At 68.4% G+C, this 26,995-nt stretch carries 21 protein-coding genes and 1 tRNA gene; 4 read left to right on the top strand and 18 right to left on the bottom strand.

Annotated elements, in window-relative coordinates:
• Positions 1–64: 64 nt before the first annotated feature.
• The 10 genes from ASG62_RS04480 to ASG62_RS04435 form a co-directional block, all read right to left on the bottom strand.
• Positions 65–1,249 carry an acyl-CoA dehydrogenase gene (locus ASG62_RS04480; protein WP_056700123.1) on the bottom strand — a complete coding sequence of 395 codons (1,185 nt, stop codon included), beginning with the start codon at positions 1,247–1,249 and terminating at the stop codon, positions 65–67.
• Between the two features lie 174 nt (positions 1,250–1,423).
• Positions 1,424–2,311: an energy transducer TonB gene (locus tag ASG62_RS04475; RefSeq protein WP_056700121.1), complete on the bottom strand. Its 888-nt coding sequence runs from the start codon at positions 2,309–2,311 to the stop codon at positions 1,424–1,426.
• A gap of 70 nt (positions 2,312–2,381) precedes the next feature.
• The gene (locus ASG62_RS04470) at positions 2,382–2,987 is read right to left on the bottom strand and encodes a biliverdin-producing heme oxygenase (protein WP_156381966.1); all 606 of its coding nucleotides are present in this window, start codon (positions 2,985–2,987) and stop codon (positions 2,382–2,384) included.
• Between the two features lie 45 nt (positions 2,988–3,032).
• Positions 3,033–4,334, bottom strand: a complete 1,302-nt coding sequence (locus tag ASG62_RS04465) for an HlyD family type I secretion periplasmic adaptor subunit (protein WP_056700113.1) — start codon at positions 4,332–4,334, stop codon at positions 3,033–3,035.
• A gap of 14 nt (positions 4,335–4,348) precedes the next feature.
• On the bottom strand, positions 4,349–6,082 hold the full coding sequence (locus ASG62_RS04460; protein WP_082537532.1) for a type I secretion system permease/ATPase: 1,734 nt from the start codon (positions 6,080–6,082) through the stop codon (positions 4,349–4,351).
• 20 nt (positions 6,083–6,102) lie between these two features.
• Complete coding sequence (locus tag ASG62_RS04455) at positions 6,103–6,885, bottom strand: hypothetical protein (RefSeq protein WP_056700107.1); 783 nt, start codon at positions 6,883–6,885, stop codon at positions 6,103–6,105.
• A 111-nt stretch (positions 6,886–6,996) separates the two neighbouring features.
• Positions 6,997–9,735: a TonB-dependent receptor gene (locus ASG62_RS04450; RefSeq protein ID WP_056700100.1), complete on the bottom strand. Its 2,739-nt coding sequence runs from the start codon at positions 9,733–9,735 to the stop codon at positions 6,997–6,999.
• Positions 9,736–9,846: 111 nt separating this feature from the next.
• Positions 9,847–10,902, bottom strand: coding sequence for a FecR family protein (locus ASG62_RS04445; RefSeq protein ID WP_056700099.1), 1,056 nt, complete (start codon positions 10,900–10,902; stop codon positions 9,847–9,849).
• 324 nt (positions 10,903–11,226) lie between these two features.
• On the bottom strand, positions 11,227–11,736 hold the full coding sequence (locus ASG62_RS04440) for an RNA polymerase sigma factor (RefSeq protein ID WP_056700098.1): 510 nt from the start codon (positions 11,734–11,736) through the stop codon (positions 11,227–11,229).
• 347 nt (positions 11,737–12,083) lie between these two features.
• Entirely contained in the window at positions 12,084–13,379 is a 1,296-nt protein-coding gene (locus ASG62_RS04435) for a RhtX/FptX family siderophore transporter (protein ID WP_056700097.1), read from the bottom strand.
• Positions 13,380–13,920: 541 nt separating this feature from the next.
• On the opposite strand from ASG62_RS04435, the gene ASG62_RS04430 reads away from it, so the two are divergent.
• Together ASG62_RS04430 and ASG62_RS26190 are read left to right on the top strand one after the other, a co-directional pair.
• Complete coding sequence (locus ASG62_RS04430; RefSeq protein WP_156381965.1) at positions 13,921–16,149, top strand: TonB-dependent receptor; 2,229 nt, start codon at positions 13,921–13,923, stop codon at positions 16,147–16,149.
• Between the two features lie 149 nt (positions 16,150–16,298).
• The gene (locus ASG62_RS26190; RefSeq protein WP_156381958.1) at positions 16,299–16,460 is read left to right on the top strand and encodes a hypothetical protein; all 162 of its coding nucleotides are present in this window, start codon (positions 16,299–16,301) and stop codon (positions 16,458–16,460) included.
• Here ASG62_RS26190 and ASG62_RS04425 read toward each other — a convergent pair.
• The 6 genes from ASG62_RS04425 to ASG62_RS04400 form a co-directional block, all read right to left on the bottom strand.
• Positions 16,439–16,515: transfer RNA gene (locus ASG62_RS04425), tRNA-Met, on the bottom strand. The two genes, ASG62_RS26190 and ASG62_RS04425, sit on opposite strands and share 22 nt — an antisense overlap.
• A 406-nt stretch (positions 16,516–16,921) precedes the next feature.
• Complete coding sequence (locus tag ASG62_RS04420; RefSeq protein WP_056700096.1) at positions 16,922–18,025, bottom strand: ABC transporter ATP-binding protein; 1,104 nt, start codon at positions 18,023–18,025, stop codon at positions 16,922–16,924.
• Complete coding sequence (locus ASG62_RS04415) at positions 18,022–19,623, bottom strand: ABC transporter permease (protein WP_056700093.1); 1,602 nt, start codon at positions 19,621–19,623, stop codon at positions 18,022–18,024. The genes ASG62_RS04420 and ASG62_RS04415 overlap by 4 nt, the downstream gene beginning before the upstream one ends.
• Before the next feature lie 91 nt (positions 19,624–19,714).
• Positions 19,715–20,734, bottom strand: coding sequence for an iron ABC transporter substrate-binding protein (locus tag ASG62_RS04410; protein ID WP_056700091.1), 1,020 nt, complete (start codon positions 20,732–20,734; stop codon positions 19,715–19,717).
• A gap of 185 nt (positions 20,735–20,919) precedes the next feature.
• The gene (locus ASG62_RS04405) at positions 20,920–22,872 is read right to left on the bottom strand and encodes a putative bifunctional diguanylate cyclase/phosphodiesterase (protein ID WP_162246066.1); all 1,953 of its coding nucleotides are present in this window, start codon (positions 22,870–22,872) and stop codon (positions 20,920–20,922) included.
• 30 nt (positions 22,873–22,902) lie between these two features.
• Positions 22,903–23,421 carry a molybdopterin-dependent oxidoreductase gene (locus ASG62_RS04400; RefSeq protein ID WP_156381957.1) on the bottom strand — a complete coding sequence of 173 codons (519 nt, stop codon included), beginning with the start codon at positions 23,419–23,421 and terminating at the stop codon, positions 22,903–22,905.
• A gap of 267 nt (positions 23,422–23,688) precedes the next feature.
• Between ASG62_RS04400 and ASG62_RS04395 the strand changes: the two genes are divergently transcribed.
• The gene (locus tag ASG62_RS04395) at positions 23,689–24,396 is read left to right on the top strand and encodes a DUF2161 domain-containing phosphodiesterase (protein WP_244487698.1); all 708 of its coding nucleotides are present in this window, start codon (positions 23,689–23,691) and stop codon (positions 24,394–24,396) included.
• 65 nt (positions 24,397–24,461) lie between these two features.
• Positions 24,462–25,262 carry an SDR family NAD(P)-dependent oxidoreductase gene (locus ASG62_RS04390; protein WP_056700084.1) on the top strand — a complete coding sequence of 267 codons (801 nt, stop codon included), beginning with the start codon at positions 24,462–24,464 and terminating at the stop codon, positions 25,260–25,262.
• A gap of 3 nt (positions 25,263–25,265) precedes the next feature.
• Here ASG62_RS04390 and ASG62_RS04385 read toward each other — a convergent pair whose 3' ends face one another.
• Both ASG62_RS04385 and ASG62_RS04380 read right to left on the bottom strand, forming a co-directional pair.
• Positions 25,266–26,039 (bottom strand): ABC transporter ATP-binding protein, encoded by a 774-nt coding sequence (locus ASG62_RS04385; RefSeq protein ID WP_056700080.1) that lies wholly within the window; start codon positions 26,037–26,039, stop codon positions 25,266–25,268.
• Positions 26,036–26,989: an iron chelate uptake ABC transporter family permease subunit gene (locus tag ASG62_RS04380; protein ID WP_056700197.1), complete on the bottom strand. Its 954-nt coding sequence runs from the start codon at positions 26,987–26,989 to the stop codon at positions 26,036–26,038. The genes ASG62_RS04385 and ASG62_RS04380 overlap by 4 nt, the downstream gene beginning before the upstream one ends.
• Between the last annotated feature and the right edge of the window lie 6 nt (positions 26,990–26,995).

Raw genomic sequence — 26,995 nt, 5'->3', positions numbered from 1 at the left:
CCAGATTCCTTCATCGTCGTTTGTCTCGTCGGGATAACCGGCTCCCCCTTATCCCTGACAAACTCTAGAAGGCCGAAAGCCCCGTCACCGCGCGGCCGATGATCAGCGCGTGGATGTCGTGGGTGCCCTCGTAGGTGTTGACCGTCTCGAGGTTCAGCATGTGGCGCATGACCGGATATTCCCCGGATATGCCGTTGCCGCCATGCATGTCGCGCGCAACGCGGGCGATCGCCAGCGCCTTGCCGCAATTGTTGCGCTTGACGATGGAGATCATTTCCGGGGCGACCGTGCCCTCGTCGAAGAGGCGCCCGACGCGGAGCGAGGCCTGGAGCCCGAGGGCGATCTCGGTCTCCATGTCGGCGAGCTTCAGCTGCACGAGCTGCGTCGCCGCCAGCGGCCGGCCGAACTGCTTGCGCTCCAGCGTATAGGTGCGCGCGGCATCCATCAGCGCCTCGGCCGCGCCCATCACGCCCCAGGAAATGCCGTAGCGCGCGCGGTTGAGACAGCCGAACGGCCCTTTCAGCCCGGAGACCTCCGGCAGGAGCGCCTCTTCGCCGACCACCACCCCGTCCATCACGATCTCGCCGGTGATCGAGGCGCGCAAGGAGAGCTTGCCCTCGATCTTCGGCGCGGAAAGGCCGGCCATGCCCTTTTCCAGGACGAAGCCGCGAATGGCGCCGTCATGCGCGTCGGACTTGGCCCAGACGACGAAGACGTCGGCGATGGGGGCGTTGGAGATCCAGGTCTTGGTGCCGGTCAGGCGGTAGCCGTCGGAGACCTTTTCGGCCCGCGTGCGCATGCCGTCGGGATCGGACCCGGCATCGGGCTCGGTCAGGCCGAAGCAGCCGACCCACTCGCCGGAGCCGAGCTTGGGCAGATACTTTCGCCGCTGCTCCTCGGTGCCGTAGGCGAGGATGGGATACATGACGAGCGAGGACTGAACCGACATCATCGAGCGATAGCCGCTGTCCACCCGCTCGACCTCGCGCGCGACCAGGCCGTAGGACACGTAGGAGGCGCCGGCGCAGCCGTACTCTTCGGGAACGGTGACGCCGAGAAGCCCGAGTTCGCCGAGCTCCTCGAAAATGGCGCGGTCGGTGGTCTCCTCCGCGAAGGCCCGCTTGATGCGCGGCTGCAGCTTTTCCGTGGCATAGGCCCGCGCGGTGTCGCGGATCATCCGCTCCTCCTCGCTCAGCTGTTCGTCCAGGCGGAACGCATCGTCCCACTGGAATTTGCGGTAACCGGACATCGCGCGCTCCTGGCAGGCTCTGCGAAAGACGGATCAGGGGTAGAGAGTTCGATCTGTCCCCGCAAGCCGATGCGCGAACGGGCGGCGCGGGCGATGGAGCCGGATACAACGCGTGCGGCCTTCCTGCCGGTGCAAAGTGTCCTGCCAGGCCTCTCGAACGCACGAAGCGTCGAGCTACTTGAAGTTCACGGGAACGGTCAGCAGGCGGTTCGCCTCCGGCGGCGGCGCGGGCACGGGCGACGAGCGGTGGACGAGCGAGAGCACTTCCTCGTCGAGGGAGGAGAAGCCCGAGGAGCCCGCGAGCCAGGCGACGAGGACGTTCCCCTCGCCGTCGATGCGAAGGCGGACATAGACCGTGCCGACCTCGCCGCGCGCCCGCGCGCCGCGCGGATACTTCTTGCGGCGCTCCAGATAGGCCTTCAGCCGGCCCTCCCATCGGGCCGGGCTGGCCGAGGAAGAGAAGAGGCTGGACGAGGACTGGACCGCGGCGGTTCTGTCCGATTTGACGACGCGGGCCTGCGCCTTGACGGTGGCCTTGGAGGCTTGTGCCTTCGGGGAAGGCTTCTCCTGCGCCCGCTGTTTCGGCGGCGCCGGCTTGCGCACGATCTCGACCGGCTTCGTCACCGGCGGCTTCGGCCGGGCCGCGGGAACCGGCACCGGCCGGCCGTTCACGGGGAGATCGGGCGCCTTCGCGAGCGGCGACGGCGGAATGTCGGTCGGCTCGCCCGCGATCTCGGCCTCTTCGGGCAGAGGCTCCTTCGGCGTTTCGTCGGGCTCGCTCGTCTCCTCCGGCGCCTTCGCGTCGTCGGCAGCGTCGCTCGCCTCGTCCGATCGCTCGTCGGGGGAAATCTCGGTCTCCTCGGTCAGGACGGCTTCCGGCTCCGGCGCGAGGTCGATCATGATGGCGGGCGGCGGTTCATAGGGCGCCGGCACGACGGCGGGTTCCTCCAGAAGCCACAGGGCGACCCCGAGATGCAGGCCGAGCGCTGCCGCGCCGGCGCTGCACCACAGCGCTCGGCCGGCCGGCCCGGGACCCGCATCTCGCCCCTGGAGAAACGTCACGGCGCGGCCGGTCCGGCGATCGGGCTACGGCCCCGGCACGATTTTCGCACCTTCCCTGTTCGCGCCGTCGTCATGGCAGATGTCGCGTCACGAGGTTGTGGACCCGGATGAAGGCCTGATGGGCACCCTTGGCGAGGCGCGCCTCCTCGCTCGGCGTCATGTTCACCGCGTCGAGCGCCCCCGTGAACTGCCGCCAATGGCGCGCGCGGCCCTCCGGTGCGCCGGCGAGATGGCGGGCGCCGAAGGCCTCGGAGAGGCCGAGCTTGGCGGCGAACTTCAGGAGGAAGGCTGCGCCGAGATTGGAGCCCTCCGCGACGTAGAGCCAGCCGAGCGCCGTCGGCAGGTCGGGCGCCGAGGCGGGCGCGAAATAGGGCGCGCTCTCGGGGAGGGGAAAGCCGAGATCGGCGAGATCGGCGGCGATGCTGGAGAGCCTCCGCCGGCCGGCGAGATCGGGGACGATCGCCTGGAGGGAGCGGTCGAGATAGAGCGCGTCGATGTCGCGGTGGAAGAGATACTGCGTCGCCGCGAAGGCCGCGTATCGCTCGCGGCTCTCGAAGGGACGGGCGGCCATGATCCTCTCGTCGAGGCGCAGATGCGTGCCGCTGGTCGTGGTCTTCAGCCGCTTGCTGCGGCCTTCCTCGGCCGTATCGGTGTCGCGAACGAGAGTGTCGCTCATCATCGTGGTTCCTCGGTTTGAAAAGGGGGAGGGCGGGCGCCGGGGTCAGTCCTCGCGGAAGGCGCGGTTGATCTGGTCTGCGAGCGGCTTGACGAGATAGGAGAGCGCGGTGCGCTCGCCGGTGCGCACGAAGGCCTCGGCCGGCATGCCGGGCAGGAGGACGAGGTTTTGCAGGCGCGCGACCTCGGAGGGCGGGACCTCGATGCGCACGAGATACCAGGCGAGCCCGGTGCGCGGGTCCTGCGTGAGATCGGCCGCGATGCGCGTGACGGTTCCCGACAGTTCCGGCGTGGTGCGCTGGTTGAAGGCGGTGAGGCGCAGCGTGGCTTCCTGGCCGAGCACGATCTGGTCGATGTCCTGCGGCAGGATGCGCGCTTCGAGGGCGAGGCTGTCGCCCTCCGGCACCAGCGACATGACGATGTCGCCGGGCGCGATGACGCCGCCCACCGTGTGGACGGCGAGCTCGTGCACGATGCCTGCGTCCGGCGCGCGGATGTCGATCCGCTTCAGCTGGTCCTCGGCATTGACCCGCCGCTCCGCGAACTCGCCGATCTCGCCCTGGACGGTGCGAAGCTCGGCGCCGACCTCGGCTTTGAGGTCCTGGTCGATCTGCAGGATCTGCAGCCGCGCTTCCGCGATCTGCCCGGCGACTTGGGCCTGGAAGGCGATCTTCTCTCCCCGCTCGCCGGCGAAGGTGGCGGCCTGCGTCTCCAGCGCGTTCAGCCGCTGGATGGAGACGAGCTGGCGCTCCCGCAGGCCCTGGAGATCGGCCACTTCGCCCTCCAGCACGCCGAGGCCGCGCGAGAAGGCGGTCTCCTGCGCCTTCAGCCCTTCGATCTCGTGGCCGAACTGGAGGATGCGTTCGGCGAGCTGCGATTTGCGGCTCTCGCGCGCCTGCCGGCGGGACTGGAAGAGCCGCCGCTCGCCCTCGATGGCGCCCGCGATCTCCGGCTGCCCGGCGCGGGCGAGCAGCGTCGCGGGAAAGGCGATCTCGGACCGGTCGTCGCGCTCGGCCTCGAGCCGCGCGAGGCGGGCGGTCAGCTCGTCGAGCCGCCGCACGATGATGGCGAGGTTGGCGCGGGTCTGCGTGGCGTCGAGGCGCATGACGACGGCGCCTGCTTTCACCGCCTCGCCTTCGTGGACGAGGATTTCGCCGACGACCCCGCCGGTCGGGTGCTGCACCTTCTTGACGTAGGAGGCGACGACGAAATGGCCGCCGGCCACGACCGCGCCGGCAAGGTTCGTGGTCGCCGCCCAGCCGCCGCCCACGGCGACGAAGAGCGTGCTCGCGGCCAAGGCGAGGGCGAGGTGGCGGCGGATGGAGCGGCGGATGCTCGCGTCGTCCATGGGAGCGCTCCTGTCTATCGTGCCGCATCTGCGACGACGCGCAGGGGCGGGGTGGGTTTGAGGACGCGGGAGAGAACCTCGTCGCGCGGGCCGAAGGCCTTCATGCGCCCGTTCTCCATCATCAGGACGAGGTCGGTCGCGGCGATGGCGCTGGGGCGGTGGGCGATGACGACGGCGATGCCGCCGCGCGCCCGGATGCGGGTGATCGCCGCCACGACGGCGGCCTCGCCCTCCGTGTCGAGATTGGCGTTCGGCTCGTCCATCACGACGAGGAAGGGATCGCCAAAGAGCGCGCGGGCAAGGCCGATGCGCTGGCGCTGGCCGGCCGAAAGCGCCGAGCCGGCCTCGCCCATCGGCGTCTCGTAGCCCTCTTCGAAGCCGAGGATGAGCTGGGCGGCGCCGGCGGCCTCGGCAGCCGCGACGATCGCGCCGGCGTCGGGACTTGCGTCGAAGCGCGAGATGTTCTCGGCGATCGTGCCGTCGAAAAGCTCCACGCCCTGCGGCAGATAGCCGATGTGCCGGCCGAGCGCCTCGCGGTCCCATTGCTCGAAGCTGCCGCCGTCGAGGCGCACCTTGCCGCCGGCCGGCGTCCAGGCGCCGACGAGCGCGCGCGCCAGCGTGGACTTGCCGGAGCCGCTGGGGCCGATGATACCGAGCGCCGAGCCGGCCGGCACGAAGAACTGGACGCCGGAAACGCTCGGGCGGTTCGAGCCCGGCGGCACGATCGTCAGCGCTTCGGCGCGGATCGAATGGCGCGGCGCGGGCAGAGCCAGCCGGGGCGGCGCCTGCGGCACGAGCACGAGCAGGTCCTTGATGCGCCGCCAGCTCTGGCGCGCCATGAGATAGGGCTTCCAGCTGGCGATGGCGACGTCGACCGGGGCGAGCGCGCGGCCCATGAGGATGGAGCTGGCGATCATCACGCCGCCGGAGGCCGAGCCCTCGATGACGAGCAGGGCGCCGACGGCGAGCATGGCCGATTGCAGGATCATGCGCAGCGCGCGCGAGACCGCGCCGAGCCCGCCCGCCACGTCGCCGGCCCGGCGGTTGGCGGCGAGATAGTCGCGGTTGGCGGCCTGCCAGCGGGCGGCGAGGCGCTTTTCCAGGCCCATGGCGCGCACCGATTCGGCGTTGCGGCGGCCGGCTTCCAGCCGGGCGTTGCGCGCCATGCCGTGGGCGACGGTCGCCTCGACCGGGCCGCGCGACAGGCGGTCGGCGAGGATGGTGAGGGCGACGAGAACCACGGCGCCGACGAGCGCGGTGACGCCGATCCAGGTGTGGAAGGCGAAGCAGAGGCCGAGATAAAAGGGCATCCACGGCAGGTCGAAGAAGGCCGTCGGTCCCTGGCCGGACAGGAAGCCGCGCAGGTTGTCGAGATCGCGCAGGGGCTGGAGCCCGTCGCCCGGCATGCGCGTTTCGAGCGGCAGGCGCACCACGGCCTCGTGGACGCGCGCCGAGAGACGCCGGTCCACCATCTCGCCGATGCGCAGGAGCACCCGCGCCCGAAGCACGTCGAGCACGGCCTGGAAGGCGAAGAGCCCGCCGGCGAGGACGGCGAGCCCGATCAGCGTGGGAACGCTGCGGCTGGAGAGGACGCGGTCGTAGACCTGCATCATGAAGAGCGGCGAGGTCAGCGCCAGAACGTTTACAACGCCGCTGACGAGAGCTATTCCAAAGAGAGCTGCCCTGGCCGCCGAGACCACCGCCGCAGCTTCACGCTGCGGCGGCGTCCGTTTGGAAACTCCAAACATGTCGATCTTCGATCCGTGGTTCAGGCGAAAACGAAGTTGTCGGCGGTCAGGGCGGTCTTCGTCACGTTGGAGAGCGTGATGTCGCCCAGCGTCCCGAAGTTGATCACCGTGTTCGCGCCGACCTGGGTCGCCGCGGCATAGACTTCGGCGAACGTGTCGAAGGCCGTGCTCTGAAGCTGGAGATTGATGAAATCTCCGGTCGCGCCGGCGACGAAGCCGGTGACGGTGTCATGTCCGATCGTCGTGGACAGGGCTCCGTCGATGTCCCGGTCGAAGACGAACGTGTCCCGTCCCGCTCCGCCGTTCAGCGTGTCGTTGCCGTCGAAGCTGTAGAGCTTGTCCTCTCTATTCGTGCCGTTCTGAACGGTGCCGACCTCGCCGAAATAGTCGTAGAAGCCCGGCTGCGCGGTGCCGCTCGCGGAGGTGACGCCGGTGAAGCTGCCGCCATGCGAGAGCGAGTAAACCGCCCCGTTGAACGTGGCGTTCGGCGCGTCGCCGATCTGGACGGTCAGGCCCGCCGTGGCGAGGCTGAAGCCCGTCGCGGCCGAGCCGTTGAGATCCGTTCCGAACTGCAGGTTGTTCACCGTTCCGGTGAAGCCGCCGGGCGGAACGTAGGCGAGGTTGCCGTTCATAATGACGCCGGTATTGGTCGTCCCAGCGACATTTCCAGCCGCCCACTGGTTGCCAGAAAAGGGAAGCGGGCTGAATTCGCCGTTTCCGTTATAGCCGAAACCGTTTGTCCAGTTCGTAAAGTATCCGACGAGATCGCGGTTGGTCGTCGTCAGATTGATGGTCGCTACCATGGGAGTTTCCTCGGTTGGAATGCTGGTTCGTCGTCATGGCGAACCTTTCATCCGCGGCACAAGGGCCGGGGATTTTGTGTCGGGCGCGCTCATGGGCGACCCGGAAAGGGATCAGAACTTCAGCTTCATCGCGGCCGTGTAGGTGCGGCCGGGAGCGGGATAGGAGGCAGATCCTAAAGAGGGTACGTAGGCCTCGTCGGCGACGTTGCTGACGCCGACCCGTAGCTTGGCCTGCTTGGTGAACTCGAAGGAGCCGTAGAGATCGTAGACCTTGTAGGAATCGACGGTCTGGAGGAGCTGGCCGAACTTCGGCAGCGTGTCCGAGACGTAGGTGCCGCGGGCGCCGAGCACGAGCCGCCGGTCGAAGAGGCGCAGGCCCGCATCCACCGTGAGCTTATCCTCCGGCGCCTCGAAGAGAACGGCCGGCCTCGGCGAAGTGCCTGTCTGCGCCCACTCTCCCGGTGCAACGAGAGTGTAGCTGTTCGCCCAGTCCGTATCCATCCTCGTGTAGGCACCGCCGACATAGGCATAGCCGAGATCATAGCTGGCCTCGAGTTCGAAGCCTCTCATGGACGTCTCGCCGTCGAGATTGACAAAACTCGTCAGCAGCTTGTTCGCCGGCTGAAACCATGTATATCCTAGAGTGATGTAGTCCTCAATGCGTCTGTCAAAATAAACGGCCTTCACTCTGAAATAATCTTCGGCGGTTATTAAAGCATCTCTAGATATATTGACGCCGAACTCCCAGGTCTCCCCCTCCTCGGCCTTGAGATCGGGGTTGGGCGCGTTCTCGTAGGGCACCCCCGGATGGCCGCCGGAGATCAGGCTCTCGGTGACGGCGGGCGGCCGGTAGGTGCGGGAATAGCTGACGAAGGGCTGCAGCCAGTCGAAGGGCTTGACCGCGACCGTCGCCGAGGGAAGCCAGGCGCCGCCGGACTGGTCGACATTCACCGGATACTGCGCTTCGAACGGAACGGCGTCCGTTCCGGGGGATGATCGCCGGCATCCGGCTGCTTCAAACGAGATGTTCGGCCCTGGACCAGGGACAGCAACCCAAAGGATCTCATCCATCCATAGGCCATTAGGATCGGGCGTTCCGTCGCCGTCGATATCCTCCCATTCCAAGCAGGCGCCTGCAACCGCCGGTATGATCCCCTGGGCTTGAACGAGCGTCGATCCCTTAAGGTTGAAATGGTCGTAGCGCAGGCCTCCTGTCAGGGTCAGCCAATCCCCGTGCTCCAGCGTCGCATTGGCGAAGCCGCTGGCCATGGTGCGCTTGCCCGCCGGGTTGGGGCCGGAAAAGCCGTAGGCGAGGTCGGCGCCGTTCGGCAGTTTCTGGTCTGTGGTCGTCGTATCGCCATCGTCCTGGAAGGCCTCGCCGCCATAGTGCAGCGCGAGGTCGCCGAAAGGCAGGGTCACGCGGCTCGTGTTCTCCAGGCTGCCGCCGAGGCTCTGCATACCGTAGGAGACCGGCAGCGGATTGTCGTAGCCGCGGATCTCGTCGTTGGAAATGTCGTTGAACCAGAACCGGGCCTTGGCGTCGATCAGTTCGGAGGCGGGGTCGTAGGTGAGCGAGGTCGTCACCGTGTCGTTGGTGAAGTCCTCGTCGTCTCGCCGCAACACGCCGCCGGGATAGCCGCCCTGGGCAGCCGTCGCCTCGTAATGCAGCCAGGAGGCATCGAAGGAGAGGTCGTCGGTGAGGTTGCCCTCGGCCTTGAGCAGGCTGTTCATCACGTCGGAGCGCGAGAAGAGCGTCTTGTCATCGACGATCGTGATGCCTTGGGCGACGTTCGCGTACTTGAAGTCGCCGTGTTGTCCGATCTCGTAGTCGCCGATCTTCTTGCCGCCGATGCCGGCGAGGAGCGAAAAGTCGTCGGAGAGGCGGACGGCGGCCACGGCCGAGCCGTCCGACTTGAAGGCGTTGGTGCCCGTGCCCCCTTCCAGCTCCATGCCGAAGCGGCGGCCGGGCTCGATGAGGTCGTCGGCCATCAGCGTGCGGAAGTTCACGGCGCCGCCGAGCGAGCCGGCGCCGCCGACGCCGGTGACGGCGCCCTTTTCCACCTCGACCGCGCGCACGAAGGCCGTGTCGACATAGGCGCGCTGGTAGGAGCCGTGGCCGGCGCGCTGGAAGTTCTGCCGCGCGCCGTCGATGCTGGTCGTCACGCGGTTCTGGTCCTGCAGGCCGCGCACCATGACGGCGATGCCGGGGTTCTGCGCCTCCGAGCGGTTGGTCATGACGCCGGCCACCGTGTCCAGCGTGTCGGCCGCGCTGCGCGTCGCCGGATTGGCCTCGATCGCCTCGCGCGAGACGACGCTGGTGCTGGTCGGCGAGCGGTAGACCCAGTCCGGCGTTCCCTGGAAGCCCGAGCCCGTCGTCGCCAGCCGGTCGCCCTTGCCCTCCACCGAGATCACGTCGATCATCGTGGAGCCGTCGGCCGCGGGCGCCCCCGCCGCGACCGCGCCGCTCGTTTCCGCGACGAGGGCGGCCGAGCCGGGCGCGCCGACGCGAAGCGCGATGCCGCTGCCCGCCACGATCTGCCGGAGCGCCGCCTCGGGCGCCATCGTGCCGTTCACGGCCTGCGAGGTCCGGCCGCGTGCGGCCTCGGACGAGTAGCTGACCTGCCAGCCGGAGGCCCTGGCGAAGGCGTCGATCGCCGCGGCCAAGGGCTGCGCGGGAATCGCGAAGGCGACCGGCGCGGAAGGCCCCCCGGCCTCCTCGGCGCTGGCCGCCGGCATGCCGGTCAGGCCCGGTCCGCCCAGCGCCGTCGATGCGGCCAGCACGCCCGCCAGCCACAGGTGCCGTCGGCGCCATCTGCCGAGCGCACCGCGTCCCGTATGATCGTCCGTCATGTCGTCATCCCCTCGAAACATCGCGAGAGGAGCCCGATCCGCCCCACGCCGATCGGCCCCTCGATGAGGAAGACGACCGCGCGGCGAAAACCGGAAAAGAAACTTGAGTCTTTAGTGAAGGATTGTGATTCCGCCGGGAAGCCGGGTCGCGGAAAGGCCGGCCGTCTCGGCCAGCATGCCGATGGCGCCCTCGATATTGTCGAGTCTGTAGGAGCCGGACAGCACCTGTCGGCGGGCTTTCTCATCCACGACGAGGACGGGCCCCGGGCGGTAGCGGCCGAGTTCGGCGAGGATATCCGACAAGGGGCGGTCGGCGAAGGCGATCCGCCCCTCGCGCCAGCCGAGCAGGGCCGCCAGATCGGCGGAGCGGACGGCCGAGAGCGCCTCGCCGCCGGCCGTCACGGCCTCGCCCGGCCGCAGTTCCACGGAGGCTTCGCCCCCGCTAAGCGATGTCACGCGGACATGGCCGCGCTCCAGGGCCACCTCGTCGGCCGCCCCGTCCATGCGCACGTCGAAGGCGGTGCCGAGAACCTCCACCTTGCCGAAGCGGGAGGTGACGCGAAACGGATGGGCGGGGTCGTGCCGGACGTCGAAGAAGGCCTCGCCCGACAGAAGCCTCACCCCGCGCCGGCCGTCCGCGAAATCGAAGGAAGCGGCCGAGGCGGTGTTCAGCATCATCGTGGACCCGTCCGGCAAAGCGAAGGTCCGGCGCTCGCCCGTCGCCGTCTGCACGTCCGCCTTCCACTGCACGAGGAGGCCGGGACCGAAGATCGCGGCCGCGCCCGCCACTGCCAGGACAAGGCAGGCCGCCTGCGCCAGCCGGCGCGGCGAGAGGCCCGCCCATCGCCTCGGCGCTGCGGCGCGGGCCGAGGGCAGGGCGCGGCGGCGGGCCGTTGCGAGGGCGGGGGAAGGGGCGGGCGCGGGCCGGGGCGCGGCGGCGGCTGCCGCCAAACCGAATTCGGCGGAGTGCCAGACCGCTTCCACCGCCCGGTACGCCTCGCCATGGCGGGGATCGAGGCGGAGCCACCGGGCGAAGTCCTGCCGCGCGGGCGCCTCCGGCCCGGCCTCGCGCAGCGACAGGAACCAGGTCAGGGCCTCGTCGGCGACGGGGTCGTCCTGCCGATCGGCCGCGTCCGGTTTCTCCTCCAGGTCCGTGTCGCGTTCCACTCGTATCGTCCCCTTCAACGCCGCCTGATCCGGCGAAGCCGCACGCTGCCCGAGCATCGGACGGCGCGGCCGCGCCGGATTCGTCCTGCCTGTGTAATGAGACGATTTCTAAACGCGGACCGGAAAAGATTTCGCGCCGGCCCTGCATTTCGCGACCGAGCGGCGCTGCCGAAGCCGAAGCCGGCCTACGCGAGGCCGCAGATCCGGCTGCGTCCGGGCGATCCGGAACGGGCCGAGCCGCCCCGCCGCAGCCTCAGGCCGCTTTGGACCCGAGCGGTCGCCCTGCTCTGTGCGGCGGGGGCCAAGTCTTGGAGCCCGAAGGGCCTATCGCCCTTCGGCGCGGGTCATCGCATCCCGGCAATGGCCGAGCGCGAGCTTCAGATCGTTGAAGACGGTGCGCTCGGAAATGCCGAGATGGGCGGCGATGCGCACGTTCGACCAGTCCTCCACGCGGCTGAGTTCCAGCACCTGCCGCGCCCGCTGGGGCAGGCCCGCCAGGGCCGCCTCGAAGGAGGCCAGCCGCTCCTTGTGGATCATGGCCGTCTCCGCCGAGGGCCCTTCGGCTTCGACACGTTCGAGGATCGCCGTATCGCAGCTCTCCACGACGCCCTCGCGCTTCTGGCGCCGGCAGTGATCGACGGCGAGGTTGCGGGCCGTCTGGTTCAGATAGGCCTCGATATGCTCGACGGGCCTCGTGTGGCAGGCCTGATGGACCTTCAGATAGGCGTCCTGGATCAGATCCTCCGCCGCATGGGAATCGCGGACGATCCGCAGCACGCGCCAGAGGAGGGAGCGACTATGACTCCGAAAATGGGTCGACATCACATCGGTCATGGACCTGCCCGGCCTTCACTGGCTTTTTCCGGTCGCGTCAGCGCCCCGCGGATGCCGCCGATCCGACGGCGCCTCGCCCCACCGTCTTCCGGCCTCCGCCGCGCCTTCGTTTCTCCATAGTCTTCCGGAAAACCATCATCAAGAACAATAAGTTAGAACGTATCCAATCTGCTGCGGACCCTGCCGTCCGCCGCCTGAAAAGTGCTTTCGAGCAAAGACCTTACGAGGTGCCGCTCCGCCTTCGAACGCGCCGGCGGCTCTTTTCGGGGCGGCGGCTCGTCCGAACGGCCCGGCAGTGTCGCGCCCGACCGGGCCATCGTCCCTCCCGGCGAGGAACGCCGGCGGTTTCAACCCGTCTGCGCCGCGGCGCTCTGTTTGGCGGAAAGGTCGGTGCCGGTTGGGCCCGACAGGGACAGGCGTCGCAGCATGGCGGCTGCGAGAGCGATGCCGAGGAGGGAGAGCACGGTCGCGCTGAGGAAGAGGGCGGGATAGCCGAAGCGGTCGGCGACGAGACCGGCGATCGACGTGCCGACGAGATAGACGACGAGTTCGGCGCAGGTGAGGATCGTGAAATCCGTGCCCGGCTGGTCCGTGCCGGAAGCGCGCATGAAGAGCGAGTAGATCGCGACGAGTTCCATGTAGCGGACGAAGGTCTGGAAGGCGGCGGCCGTCATCGCCGCTTCGAAGCCGGGCAGGACGTGGAGCGCGCTCAGCGAGAAGGCGAGGAAGCAGAGCGTCCGCAGCGTGCCGAGGAGAATCAGCGTCGCGGCGAGCCCCGCCCTGCGGATGAGGAGGGCGGCGGCGGCCGCGCCGAGAAGGCCGGCGCCCGCCGCGGCGCTTCCCTGGAGATAGCCGATCCAGGACAGCGGCAGGCCGACATCGACGAGATAGGTTCCCTCCATGCCCCGCACGAGGCCTTCGCTGGCGCGGTAGCTCAGCGCGAAGAGAAAGACCGTCCAGGCGCCCGGCCGACGGAAGAAGGCGGCAAGGCTGGGGCGGGTGCGCTGCCCGGCCGGCCTCGTCTCCGGCGGATCGGCGCGCTCGACCATGAGCGGCGCGACGAGAAGCGGAAGCATCGCCAGGACGGAAACGGTCAGCAGCGCAGGCCGCCAGCCCAGATGCTCGAAGAGGACGAGCGAGAGCGTTCCGCCGACGATGACGCCGAGGGCGACCGATCCGGCCTGGATGGCATTGCCCACGGCCCGCGTTTCCTCGGTGAGGCCCCGCACGGCGAAGCCGTCGGTCGCGATGTCCTGCGTCGAGGATAGAAGGGTGATGCAGAGGGCGCAGACGAAGAGGAGCCCGGTCTGCGTCGGCGACAGGAAGGCCATGGCGGCGATGAGGAGCGCGACGGCGATCTGCGTCGGCACGATCCATCCCCGGCGATGCCCCAGGCGCCGCACGAGCGGATAGCGGTCGATCAGCGGCGCCCAGGCGAATTTCAGCACCAGGGGCAGCATGAGGAGGGAGAAGAGGCCGATCGTGGTTCGCGATGCGCCGCTTTCGCGGAGAAGCGGCGGCAGGGCGACGATCAAGAGATAGGTCGGAATTCCTTGTGCCAGATAGAGGCCGCCGAGAACGGCGAAGAGGCGGCGCGGGTCGGTTCGGGGGGACGGCGTGCCCGCCAGCTCTCGCGTTGCCATAGGTTCCTCTCCGGCAGAATCGGTCGCATCGAAGTCGTTCTCGGGTGCGAGGGCTCCGACGGGAGCCGGCTGTCCTCTACTCCCGGATGATGCAAGGCGGCAACATTAATATGAGTATTGTACTCATAAAACGAGTTTCTGCAGGCTCGATGACTCCACTGGAATTTCTATCATTCTGATATCGAACAAAGAATTCCTCATGGAGGGTTGAGCGTTTCTCCCCATGATGCGCACTTATAAGTTGACCATAGAAATCACATTTTCGTAGCGCCTTTCGACGGAAAGTCCGCTGGAGAAAGATTAGGCGATCCACGCTCGGAGAGATGCCGCCTTCGTTGGCGCGTCCTTCTCATTCGTAAGGCCTTCGATCTTCCTTCTTCCGCCGATTGCTTTGAATCGCTCCAGAAAGAACTTCGAAGATCGCATCGTCTTCGTTCGTTCCAGCATATCTCGATGCCCGGAGGACCACTTCATGCGCTCGTACCGTGCCCGTCCGCGCTGCCTGTCCCGCCTGGTGGCCGGGCCTTCGCTCCTGATGGCGATGGGTCTTTCGGCGGGCCTCATGTCTCCGGCCGTCGCGCAGGACGGGAGCGCTTCCGCGGCATCGGCACCCGCAACGGCTGCGGCCTCGTCGGCGCCGGAGCCGATCGTCCTCGACACGGTGACGCTGACCGGCGCGCGCTCGCCGCAGCGCATTTCCGAGACGGCCCGTACCCTCTACGTCGTGGAGGGCGAGACGCTTCAGGCCCGCGTTCGCTCGGGCCAGTCGCTGCAGCAGGCGCTGGGCCAGGAAGTGCCGAGCTTCGACGCCGCGAGCAGCACCGCGCGCACCTCCTTCGGGCAGAATCTTCGCGGCCGCACCGCCCTCGTCCTCATCGACGGAGTCTCGCAGAACTCGGCGCGCGGCCTCAGCCGGCAGTTCGATTCCATCGATCCGTTCAACATCGAGCGCGTCGAGGTTCTGTCGGGGGCGACTTCGCTCTACGGCGGCAACGCGACCGGCGGCATCATCAACATCATCACCAAGAAGGGCGCGGATGCCGAGCCCGGCCTGCACGGGGAGATCCTTGCCGGCGCCGAGAGCGGCTTCCAGGCCGGCAACGACAAGGACGGCAAGGCCGCCGCCGCGATCACCTACAAGGACGATCTCTGGGACACCCGCATCTCGATCGCGGGCAACAAGACCAATGCCTTCTACGACGGCAGCGGCACGATCCTCGTGCCCGACATCACGCAGACCTCGCTCGCCTTCAACGAGCGGATCGACCTCCTCGGCTCGGCCGGTCTCCAGATCGACGAAGGCCGGCGGCTGGAACTGAGCGCCCAGTATTTCGACAGCAGCCAGGACAGCGACTACGGGCTTTACTACGGGCCGAACTTCGCGGCCCTGCGCAATCCCTCGCTGTTCGAGACCCGCAAGGGCTATGCGTCCGAGGTCGATCCGGCAACGAAGCGCGTGATGCTGAACGGCGCCTACACGGACACCGACGTTCTCGGGCAGGAGCTTCTGCTTCAGGGCTTCTACCGAAGCGAGGAGATCGACTTCAATCCGTTCCCCGCCACCTCGCCCTTCTTCTATTTCGGCGCGAGCGGTCAGGACACGGACTATTACGGCTTCAAGGCCGCGCTCGTCGCCCGTCCGCTCGATAGCCTGCGCATCACCTACGGCGTCGACGGCGACCGCGATGCGTTCAGCTCTTCGCAGAGGGTGTTCGATCCCGCGATCGCCGGGCGCACGGGCGGGCTCGACTTCCAGACCATCGGCGAGACCGGCCTCTATCCCGGCATCGAGGTCTCGACCCTGGCCGGCTTCGCGGAGGCGAGCTTCGAGGCGACCGACGCCCTGACGCTGACCGGCGGCGTGCGCTATCAGTATGTCGATACAGACGTCGACGATTTCGTCGGCTTCCCCCAGCAGGTCTCGGTCCTCTTCGGGCGCGGGACCTCCGCCGACACCATTCCCGGCGGCTCGATCTCCTATGACGACGCGCTCTTCAATGCCGGCGCGATCTACCGCTTCGACGACCGTCAGAACGTCTACGCCAATTTCAGCCAGGGCTTCGAACTGCCCGATCCCGGCCGCTATTACGGGATCGGCAACTACCGGCTGGCGGGCGGGCGCTACACGCTCCTGTCGAGCGCCAACGTCGCCGACTCGGCCCTTCAGGCCATTAAGACCAATTCCTACGAGGTCGGCTATCGCTACGCGGACGGCATCCTCTCGGCGGAAGCTTCGGGCTACTACTCGCTGTCGGACAAGACCATCACGCTGAACCGCACGACGCTGAACATCAACGTGCTCGACCAGGACCGCCGGGTCTACGGAATCGAAGGCAAGCTCGGGGTTCAACTGCCCTATGGCTTCGACACCGGGGTGAACGGCCATCTCGTGCGCACCGCGTTCGAGCAGAACGAGGACTGGCGAAAGGGATCGGTCGGCGACTCCAGCCTGTCCAAGTTCGGCGCCCATCTCGGCTGGCAGGGCGATGCGCTCGGCGTCCGGCTGGCAGGGCAGCACGTCTTCGATCTCGACGACGATGCGGGCTTCAAGATCGAGGGCTATACGCTCTTCGATCTCACCGGCAGCTACCGTCTGGAAGCGGCGGACACGACCCTGAACTTCGGCGTCCTCAACCTCTTCGACAAGGATTACACGACCGTCTGGGGCCAACGCGCCAAGGCGCTCTACGGGGCGCTCGCGAGCCCGGACATCTTCGACTACAAGGGCCGCGGCCGCACCTTCACGCTTTCCGTGTCGAAGGCCTTTTAAGGGTCGTACGCGCCACCTGAGCGGTGCCGGGGTTCGGCACCGTGCGGGTGACGATCGACGTCGCTCCGAGGGGTGTCGAATAGGACGCTGACTTCAGCTGCGAGGCCTTCAACCGGATCTGCGCCGACTGGGATGTCGCGGGATCTGCGATGGTCAGCCGATCCGAAGATCGTAACGTCGCGGTCCCGATGGCTGCGGCGATCTGTGTGGCCGTTGCCGATGAACGCTGCCACAAAAACAAAAAAGCCCGCTTGATCGAACCTGATTGGTTGATCTTGCGGGCTGTTTTTGGTTGCGGGGGCAAGATTTGAACTTGCGACCTTCAGGTTATGAGCCTGACGAGCTACCGGGCTGCTCCACCCCGCGTCACCGCCGGTTGGCGCCATCAGCGCCGCCGGTGATCTCGATATAGGCGCATATCGCTCGAAAGGAAAGCCCCTTTCGCGCAAATTTGGCGTCGAAAAACACCATGCCTTCGGGTGCACCCCGAAAGCCGGCGTCATCGTTGGAAGGATGAGACCGCAAGATGCCCTGCCTGACAAGGGGTTGAGGCCTTTTTCGGCGGTTTCGGCCCCTTCGCGCAAACGGTGCGTCCGGTCGGAGCAGGGAAGGCGCACGCCATGCGCTGTCCATCCCGCAGGCGACGACGAATCATTTTCGTAGCCGAGGGTCGGTGGGCTGCGCACAGGCGGAATCTTCGGCGACTCGAAGCCCGAAGGCGGTGGCGCGTCGGTTTGGCCGGAGTTTTGGGAGGGCCGGCCGATACGGGACGTCAGGCGATCGCGTCGGAGGCCGTGCCGCGTTCGAGAAGGCGCGCGGTGCCGTCGACGTCGATCTCCACCATGCTGCCGATGGCGGGGCAGGCGGAGCTGGAAACGCGGACGTGGATGTCGCGGGTTCCGGCCGTGTCGCCCGATGCGATCAGAGACAGATGCAGGCCGCAGGTCGCGCCGCGGAACTCGGCGGCGAGAACGCGGGCGCGGATCTTTCCCGCGCCACCTTCGGCGGCGGGCCCGGCCTCGGGCGATGCGGCGAGGCGCAGCTGCTCGGGGCGGATCAGGATGGAGGCGGGGCCGACCGGGCCTTCGCCGTCCAGGCGCAGGCGGCCGAGCGCGCAGGTCGCCCAGCCGTCGTCGGCCAGCACGGCGTCGAGGATGACGGCCTCGCCGAGAAAGCGGGCGGTCGCGGCATCCTTCGGCTCGAAATAGAGCGCGCGCGGGGCGCCGGCCTGGACGAGCCGGCCGTCGCGAAGCACCGCCACCTGATCGGCGAAGGACAGCGCCTCCGTCTGGTCGTGCGTGACGAGAAGCGAGGCGATCCCTTCGCTCGCCAGAACCTTCGCCACCGCGCGGCGCAAATCGTCGCGAAGCCCGGTGTCGAGGGCGGAGAAGGGCTCGTCGAGCAGCATGAGCTTCGGCCGCCGGGCGAGGGCCCTTGCCAGCGCCACGCGCTGCTGCTGTCCGCCGGAGAGCTCGTGCGGACGCCGGGCCGCCTTGGCGGGCTCGAGTTCGACCATCTCCATGAGCTGGCGGATGCGCGCTTCCCGGTCGGGGGCGCGCCGGTCGAGGCCGAAGCCGATATTGGCGGCGACGTCGAGATGGGGAAAGAGCGCGCCGTCCTGCGAGACGAGGCCGATCGAGCGCCGGTGCGCCGGCACGATGCGGCCGCCGTCCGCCATGCACTCGCCGTCGAGCGTCACGCGGCCGGCATCGGGCGCATCGAAGCCCGCGACGACGCGAAGGAGCGTGCTCTTGCCCGAGCCGGACGGGCCGACGATCGCCGTGCGGCTGCCCTTCTCGACGGAAAGGTCGATCCCGCAGAGCGCCTGCACCGTGCCGAAGCGCTTGGCGACGGCTTCCACCTTCAGAAAGCTCATCGCCCGATCGCCTGCTTGGACTGGCGGTGGAGAAGCACCGTGAGGGGAAGGGAGGAGATCACCATGAGAAGGGCATAGGGGGCCGCTCCCACATAGTCGATCTCGGAAGTCAGCGACCAGAAGCGCGTCGCGAGCGTCTCCGTGCCGTTCGGCGAGAGCATGAGCGTCGCGGTCAGCTCGGTCGAGATGCCGAGACCGACCAGGGCCATGCTCGCGGCAGCGCCGGGCGCGGCCAGCCGCAGCGTGACCTCGCGGATCGCTTGGCCGGGCGAGCGCCCCAGCGCCTGGGCGGCCTGTTCCAGCTCGACCGGCGCCTGCGCGATGCTGGCGCGCAGCGCGACGAGCGCGCGCGGCAGGAAGATCAGCGCATAGGCCGCGAGCAGCGTCGCGGCGGTCTGGTAAAGCGGCAGGGCGACGCGGACGGTGATCGTCACCAGCGCCAGCGCGATGACCACGCCGGGCAGCGAGCCGACATAGTAGTGGCAGGCTTCCAGGACGCGGGCGAGGCGATGGCGCCAGCGGATCGAGAGCCAGGCCATGGGCAGGACGAGAAGGGTGGCGATGGCGCCCCCGGCGAGCGCCAGGAGAAGCGTCGTCGCGAGCGCGCCGCCGATCTCGCCGGTCGTCCAGACGTCGAGTCCGCCGAGAAGGAGCCAGCGGCCGAGCGTATAGGCGGGAACGCCGAGCGACAGCGCGGCGACGAGGGCGAACAGCGCGAGGCAGGGGAGCGTCGCCCGGCCGAGCGGCGTCGATGCCGCCGGACGCGGCGCGCCGGACCCGACGCGCGCATAGCGTTCGCTGCCGCGCGCCCAGCCTTCGGCGCCGATGAGGAGGAGGCAGCAGAGGACGAGGACGCCGGCCAGCATGTTCGCGGCGGGCCCGTTGAAGGAGGACTGGAACTGGTCGACGATCGCGGTCGTGAACGTGTCGAAGCGGATCATCACGTAGAGCCCGTATTCGGCCAGGAGATGCAGGCCGACGAGCAGCGATCCGCCGCAGATGGCAAGGCGCAGCTGCGGCAGAACGACCTTGGCGAAGACGCGGGACGGGGACATGCCGAGCGCGGCGGCGGCCTCCTCCAGCGCGGGATCGAGCCGGCGAAGCTGCGAGGCGACGGGCAGATAGAGGAAGGGGAAATAGGCGAGGATCGAAACGAGCGTCGCCGCGGGAAGCCCGTGCAGCGAAGGCGCGACGGAGATCCAGGCATAGCTGTGGACGAAGGCGGGAATGGCGAGCGGCGCGACCGCCAGCCAGGCCCAGAGCCGCGCGCCCGGCAGGTCGCTGCGCTCGGTGAGCCAGGCCAGCGCCACCGACAGCGCGACCGCGGGCGGCAGGGTGCTGAGGACGAGGAGCGCGGTGTTGACGAGAAGCTCGCCGACGCGCGGGCGCACGACCAGCGCATAGACCGTGTCCCAGCCGGTCTGGACGGCGATCCAGACGACGAAGCCGAGCGGCATCAGGGCGAAGAGCGAGACGAGAACGGCAGCGCCCACCATCGGCCGCGAGGTCGCGGAGATCCGCCTCAGCCGCGCGCCGCTTCCGGCGGCCGATCGGGCGGGCATGGCGTGATCGTCCGATGGCAGGACCGTGTCCGTCATCGACCGGCTTTCCGACCCTGCGAGACCGCCCGCGAACCCTTTCCGGTCCGCGGGCGGGCGACGCGGCCTTCGCCGGTCGCGAGGGCTCGGCTCAGAGAATGCCCGCCGTCGTCATCAGCTCGATGACCTTGGCATTGTCGAGCTTGTCCGGGACGACCTTGGGCGCCTGGAGGGCGGTGAGGGGCGTCAGCGCCGGATTGGACTCCGCGCCGTTGCCGACGGCATATTCGAAGGAGGTTCCGGTCTTCAAGATCTCCTGGCCTTTCGGCCCGGCGATCCACTTCACGAAGGCCTCGGCATCGGCCTTCTTCTGGCTGGAGGCGAGAACGCCGGCGCCGGAAATGCTGACGAAGGCGCCGGGGTCCTGGTTGCGGAAGTAGTGCAGGGAGACGTTGCGCGAGTTCTCGCCCGTCTTCGCCTGATCGCCGAACCAGTAGTAGTGGTAGATGACGGCGCCTTCGATCTCGCCGGCGTTCACCGCCTTCATCGCGACGCTGTTGCCCTTGTAGGCCTTGGCGTTGGTCTTCATGGCCTTCAGCCAGTCGAGCGTTGCCGCCTCGCCCTTCAGCTCCAGCATGGCCGCGACGATCGCCTGGAAATCGGCGCCGGCGGGGGAGGCGGCCCAGCGGTCCTTCCAGGCGGGATCGGCGAGATCGGCGATGGACTTGGGCAGGTCCGCCTCGGTCAGCCGGTTCTTGTCGTAGGCGAAGACGGTGGACCGGGCGGCGACGCCGACCCAGTGGCCGTCTGCCGGCCGGAACTCGGCGGGCACTTCGGCCAGCGTCTCCTGGCCGAGCGGCGCGAAGAGGCCGGCCTTGTCGACCAGCGCCATGGCGGGCGAATTCTCGGTGACGAAGACGTCGGCCGGCGAGGCCGCGCCTTCCTGCACGAGCTGATTGCCGAACTCGGAATCGCTGCCCTTGCGCAGCGTGACCGGGATGCCCGTGTCCTTGGTGAAGCCTTCCGCCCAGGCCTTGGTCAGGCTCTCGTGCTGGGCGTTGTAGACGGTGATGCCGGCACCGGACTCCTCAGCGCGGGCGCCGAACGCCGTCAGGGCGGCGCCGACGGCGAGAGCTGCGGTGAAGACGTGAGGGACAAAACGGTTGCGCATGCCAACTCCTCGAAGCCCCGCTCCTGGGGGAGCGGTGGTGCCCGCTCTTCTTCTAAGTGGATGCGCTACGTCAAGTTACTTCGTCAGCTGGCTTTCCGTCGTCTTGCGCCGGTGTTTTGGAGGCATTCCAGACGGTTTCGGACAGCGTATGGAAAACAACGCTCTCCGCCAGCCGGGCGGCCGGCTCACGGCTGGTTCGTCGTCGCGCCCGGGATGCGCCTCGTCGCGATCTCGACCTTCGGGGGCGCCTGGATGCTGCGCAGCCGTTCGAGGGCGAGTCGGGTCGCGCAGTCGGCGAGCGTCATCGGCTGATCGAAGAGATAGCCCTGTCCCTTCCTGCATCCCGTCCGGCGGATCATGTCGAGCTGCTCCGGCGTCTCGATCCCCTCGGCCACGGTGCAGAGGCCGAGCTTGGCGGCGAGATCGCAGATCGTCTCGACGATCGTCGGATTGTGCGGATGGGCCGGCGAGACGCGCATGAAGGACTGGTCGATCTTGATCGCGTCGAAGGGAAAGCGGGTCAGGTAGCTCAGCGAGGCGTAGCCGGTGCCGAAATCGTCGAGCGAGATCCGCACGCCCATCTCGCGAAGCGCGGTCAGCGTGTCGAGAACGGTCGCGTCGTTCTGGATCAGCACCGATTCCGTGATCTCCAGCGTCAGCCGGGCCGGCCGGATGCCGTGGCGCGTCAGCGCCATGCGCACGCTCTCCTGCAACTGCGGGTCGCCGAACTGGCGCGGCGAGAGATTGACGGCGATGGAGACGTCGTCCGGCCAGTGCGCGGCGGCGGCGCAGGCCTCCGCGATCGCCCAGCGGCCGATCGGCAGGATCAGCGCGGTCTCCTCGGCGATCGGGATGAAGAGGCTTGGGGACAGAAGGCCCTTCGTGGGATGGTGCCATCGCAGCAGCGCCTCGAACCCCGCGGTCCGGTCGGATCGAAGATCGACGATGGGCTGGAAGTGCAGCTCCAGCTGGTTTCTGGCCAGCGCGGTCTCCAGATCCTTGGCGAAGGTCTGGCGTTCGAGATAGGCCTCCTTCAGCGCCGGCTGGAACATCTTGAAGGCGCCGCGGCGATCCTCCTTCACGGCGTAGAGGGCAAGATCCGCCCGTTTCAGGAGATCGTCGGCCGTCGCGTCGCCCGGGTCGGAGACGGCGATGCCGACGCTGGTCGAGACCGCGAGCCGGCTTCCGTCGATCTCGAAGGGTCTCTCGAAGCAGGCGAGGATGCGCCGTCCCACGCTCTCGCCGAAGGGCTTGGGATGGAGGGCGCGGAAGATGGCGGCGAACTCGTCGCCCCCGAGGCGCGCGAAGATGACGGCATCGGGCAGCGCCGTCGAAAGGCGCCGCGACACGAGGCTGAGCAGCCGGTCGCCCGCCGCATGCCCCATCGTGTCGTTGACCTGCTTGAAGAGGTCGAGGTCGAACATGACGACGACGAGCGAGCCGGGGCGGCCGCCCCGCTCGAACTCCTCCTCGAGCGCGATGTTGTAGGAAAGGCGGTTCGGAAGCGCGGTCAGGACGTCGTAATGGGCGCTGTGGCGTGCGCGTTTCCGGGCTCGGCGCAGCATGGCCACCAGAATCATCCCGCAGGCGAGAAGGCCGAGGATGCCGACCAGAAGCTGCCAGAAAATCTCGATCAGCATGGCGCGGTTCTCGGCGATCCGCGTCGCGGAGGTCGAGGTGGTGAGCGCCGCCAGCCTTGCGGCGGCCGAGTTCAAGGGCTCGATGGCCTTGAGCACAGCCGCCGCCTCCACCGGCGTCTCCATATGCTCCATCCAGGGCGCGATATCGGCGACGGTGCGCTGCATGCGCTCGATGAGGACAGTCGCTTCCGCCGAATCCTGCCGCAGACGGCGGGACTCCACGGTGCCGAGAACCACCATGCGGTTCTCCAGGATGCCGAAGCGCAGCGCCACGTCGTCGTCGGAGATGCCGCTGTCCGGCAGGAAACGGGCCGCGACCGTCATCTGCAGGCGGGCGAGCTCCGGCGAGGTCGTCATGACCTCGTAGACGACGTTGTTCTCCGCGGCGCGGGAGATGCCGTCCATGTACTGTACGCTGGAGAACAGCATGGTAACGGCCGCGAAACCGAGGCCGGCCGTCGCCGCGATCAGCGGCAGTTCCCATTTGCTCTCAACCATCGGCATTCCGGCTCGTCCCCCTCCGCCGCGTCAGAGGACGTCGAGACGCGCGACCTGCCAGGCACACCGCATGTAGAAGCTCTGCTGCTGCAGCCGGGCCTCCCGATCGAACGGATAGAGCACGAAGAGCGGACCCTTGTTGTTGACGGGCATGAGTTCGCCGTCGCGCCGGAAGGCGAGCATCGCGCCGTCCTCGGCAAGGCCGGCCATCGGAATGTCGGCGACGTAGTCGTTCAGCGCGGTCGCGCGGATCGTCGCGCCGGAGGCGTCGACGGCCTTCATGAGCACGGCGAGAGGAACGCCTTCCCAGGTGGCGACGCCGTCGGTCCAGGGCGTGCTGGTCGAAAAACGCGACGTGCCGAGCGCCTCCAGCATGGGAACGTCGAAGACGGCCTCCTCGCCGACATTGTGGACGCCGATGCTGCCTCCGATGCGGAGAATCGCCTTGCCCGGCGGCTTGGCGAGCTCTGCCGCCCACGAGGGACGGACCAGTCCCGAGACCGTCGCACCGGCGGCGAGGGCGAGGACGAAGCGTCGGGTGAGCGGCATCGGGAAACCTTCCTTCGCTATGCGATGCCGGCACCTTGCGGCGGCAATCCTCAAGGAAGGATGAGGTTTGTTTGGCTGACTTAGTTTTAAGCTCTTGTCGAAAAAGCTCTTTTTTCTCGGCCTCGTCGCCGGGGATCGACCGTCGTCGAACGGGGCACCGCCGTATCCCCTCCGGACGCGAGGCGGCACGGAACGGGATTGAAAGATCGGCGAAAACCAGCCATCGCCAGCTCGTGGACATGCTTCGAAGACTGGACGGGCGGCGGTTTGGCGGAACTTGAGACCAGTCTTTATAGGCCGATCAAGCGTTTCCTGGAGGGCCTCGGCTACGAGGTGAAGGGCGAGATCGGCGGCTGCGATCTCCTGGCGCTCTCGGGGGACGCGCCGCCGGTCGTCGTCGTCTGCGAGTTGAAGCTCTCGTTCAATCTGGAACTCGTGCTCCAGGGCGTCGACCGGGCGGCGGCGGCCGACGAGGTCTGGCTGGCGGCCAGCCTCTCCAAGCGCGGCAAGGGGCGGGAGAGCGACGCGCGGTTTCGCCAGCTCTGCCGCCGGCTCGGATTCGGTCTTCTCGGCGTCGGCTCGGACGGCGCCGTCCATCTGCTTCTGAGCCCGGCCGCTCCGCCGCCGCGGCGCGATCCCCGGCGCCGGTCGCGGCTCGTCGACGAGCACCGCCGCCGCCGGGGCGATCCGGCGATCGGCGGCAGCACGAAGGCGCCCGTGATGACCGCCTATCGCCAGGACGCGCTGGCCTGCGCGCGGCTTCTTGCAAACGGCCCGCTGCGGCCGCGCGATCTGACGCTGATCGCGCCGAAGGCGGCGATGATGCTTCGCCGCAATGTCTATGGCTGGTTCGAGCGCACGACGCGCGGCGTCTATGCGCTGACGCCGGAGGGCCATGCCGCGCTCCTGCGCTGGCCGCTCGCCGACGAGCCTGCTGTCGACGAGCCGCCTGTGGATGGCGCGCCGGGCGATTGACAGTCCGCCCTGCAATGGCTGTTCCTCCCCGCCTGACATATCGGACGCTGGGAGGGATCGACGTCATGGCCGAGCATCGGGACGCGGAGTTTTCGGGAAAGGTCGCTCTCGTCACCGGCACGACCGGGATCGGGGCCGCTTCGGCCCTGCGGCTCGCACGAAGCGGCGCCTCGGTCATGGCGCTCGGCATCGACGCCGACGGAAACGAGGCGCTCGGCTCCGCCGGGGCGGCGGAGGGCCTGTCGCTCGCCGTTCGCCGGACGGACGTGACGAAGGCGGACGAGGTCGGCGCGGCCGTCGCCGAGACCGTCCGGCGCTTCGGCGGGCTCGATCTCATCGTCAATTCGGCGGCCATCCATCCCTATGGCGATCTCGTCGAGACCTCGCCGGAGGTCTTCGCGGCCTGCCTCGCCGTCAATGTCGGGTCCATCCATCTCACCGCGCATTTCGGCGTGCCGGAGATGCGCCGGCGGGGCGGCGGGGCGATCGTCAGCCTGTCCAGCGTCCAGGGTTTCGCCTGCCAGTCGGGCGTCGCGGCCTATGTCGCCTCCAAGGGGGCGATCCACGCGCTGACGCGGGCCATGGCGCTCGATTTCGCCAAGGACCGCATTCGCGTGACCTCGGTCAGCCCCGGCTCGGTTCGCACGCCCATCCTCAAGCTCGCGGCCGAGACCTTCGACGGGCCGGACGCGGATGTGGACGCGGTCTTCGCGCGCTTCGGAGCGGCCCATCCGCTCGGCCGGATCGGCGAGCCCGAGGAGGTGGCCGAGCTCGTCGCCTTCCTCCTCTCCGATCGCGCCGCCTTCATCACCGGCACCGATCACCGGATCGACGGCGGACTGACGGCCGGCATCGGAGTCGCCTGAAATTCAAGCGTAGGGAAGGCAGATGCGCCGGACGCCGAGATGGGGAATGTCCAGCTCGCGGACCTGCATCTGCATGCCGTAGATCGCGTGCAGCGCCTCGCTCGTCACGATCTCCTCGGGCGGGCCCTGGCGGCAGACGCGGCCGTTCTTCATGGCGACGATGTGGTCGCAGTAGCAGGAGGCGAAGTTGACGTCGTGGAGCACCACGACGACCGTGCGCCCCAGCTCGTCGGCGAGGCGGCGCACGAGCTTCATCATGGCGCTGGCATGGACCATGTCGAGATTGTTGAGCGGCTCGTCGAGAAGCACGGCCTCGGTGTCCTGCGCGATCAGCATGGCGACGAAGGCGCGCTGGCGCTGGCCGCCCGACAGCTCGTCGAGGAAGCGCTCGGCCAGATCCTTGAGGTCGAGATAGGCCAGGGCGCTCGAGACGTGGACGAGATCCTCGCGCGTCGTGCGGCCCTTGGAATGGGGATAGCGGCCGAAGGCGACGAGGTCGCGCACCGTCAGGCGCGAGCCGACGTGGTTGTCCTGGCGCAGGATCGAGAGGTGGCGCGCCAGGATGTCGCCTCGCGTGGTCGTCACGTCCAGCCCGGCGACCTCGACGCGGCCCGCCGACATCGGCACGAGCCGCGCGACCAGCGAGAGAAGCGTGGACTTGCCCGCCCCGTTCGGTCCGATGATGGCGGTGACGCCGCCGGGTGCAAGGGTCAGCGAGACGCCGGCGACGACGGAGGCCTCGCCGTAATGTTTGCAGACGCTCTCGATCGCGATCAACGGGCGGCTCCGCGCAGGAGGAGGACGAGGAAGACGAGACCGCCGGCGAACTCGACGATGATGCCGAGCGCCGTGTCGAAGGCGAAGACGCGCTCCAGCAGCGTCTGGCCCGCGACGAGGCAGAGGATGGCGACGAGCGCGGCGGCAGGCAGGATGTGGACGTGCCGGTGCGAGGGCGTCAGGCGGTAGGCGAGACTGGCGACGAGCAGGCCGAAGAAGGTGACGGGCCCGACCAGCGCCGTGGAGACCGAGACGAGCACGGCGACGAGCGGGAGCACCATGCGCACGCTCGCGCGGTGATCGACGCCGAGGCCGATCGCGGCGCTTCGGCCGAGCGTCAGCACGTCGAAGGCCGCCAGATTGCGGGCGACCGGCACGAGCGATGCGGCGACGAGGATCGCGGCGACGAGGAGGAGATCGCCCGGCACCGTGTTGAAGCTCGCGAAGAGCCGATCCTGGAGGACGACGAATTCGTTCGGATCGATCAACCGCTGCATCAGGCCGGAAAGGCTGCGGAACAGGATGCCGGAGACGATGCCGACCAGCATGAGCAGATGCAGCGAGCGCACCGCGCCCGAAAAGAGCCCGCGATAGAGGAGGAGCGAGAAGCCCATCATCGCTCCGACTTCGCCGAGGAAGAGGAGCCGCGGCTCGATCGCGCCGACCGCGGCCGAGCCGAGCGTGAAGACCAGGGCCGTCTGGAGGAGCGCGTAGAGCGCGTCGAAGCCCATCAGCGCGGGCGTCAGGATGCGGTTCTCGGATACGGTTTGGAAAAGGACGGACGAGACCGCGATCGCGACCGCGACGATGACGAGAGTGGCGAGCTTCTGCCCGCGATAGGCGAGGACGAAGCTCCAGCTGCCGCGCGCGCCGAGCGTCAGGAAGAGGGCGCAGGCGAGAAGCGCCAGGAGGCCGAGAAGCGCCAGCCGCGCGGCGGGGCTCTGAAGGATCGCGCG

This window comes from Aureimonas sp. Leaf427, assembly GCF_001425485.1.
In the GTDB taxonomy this organism is placed as follows: Bacteria; Pseudomonadota; Alphaproteobacteria; order Rhizobiales; family Rhizobiaceae; genus Plantimonas.
This window is presented reverse-complemented; position numbering and strand designations above follow the sequence as displayed.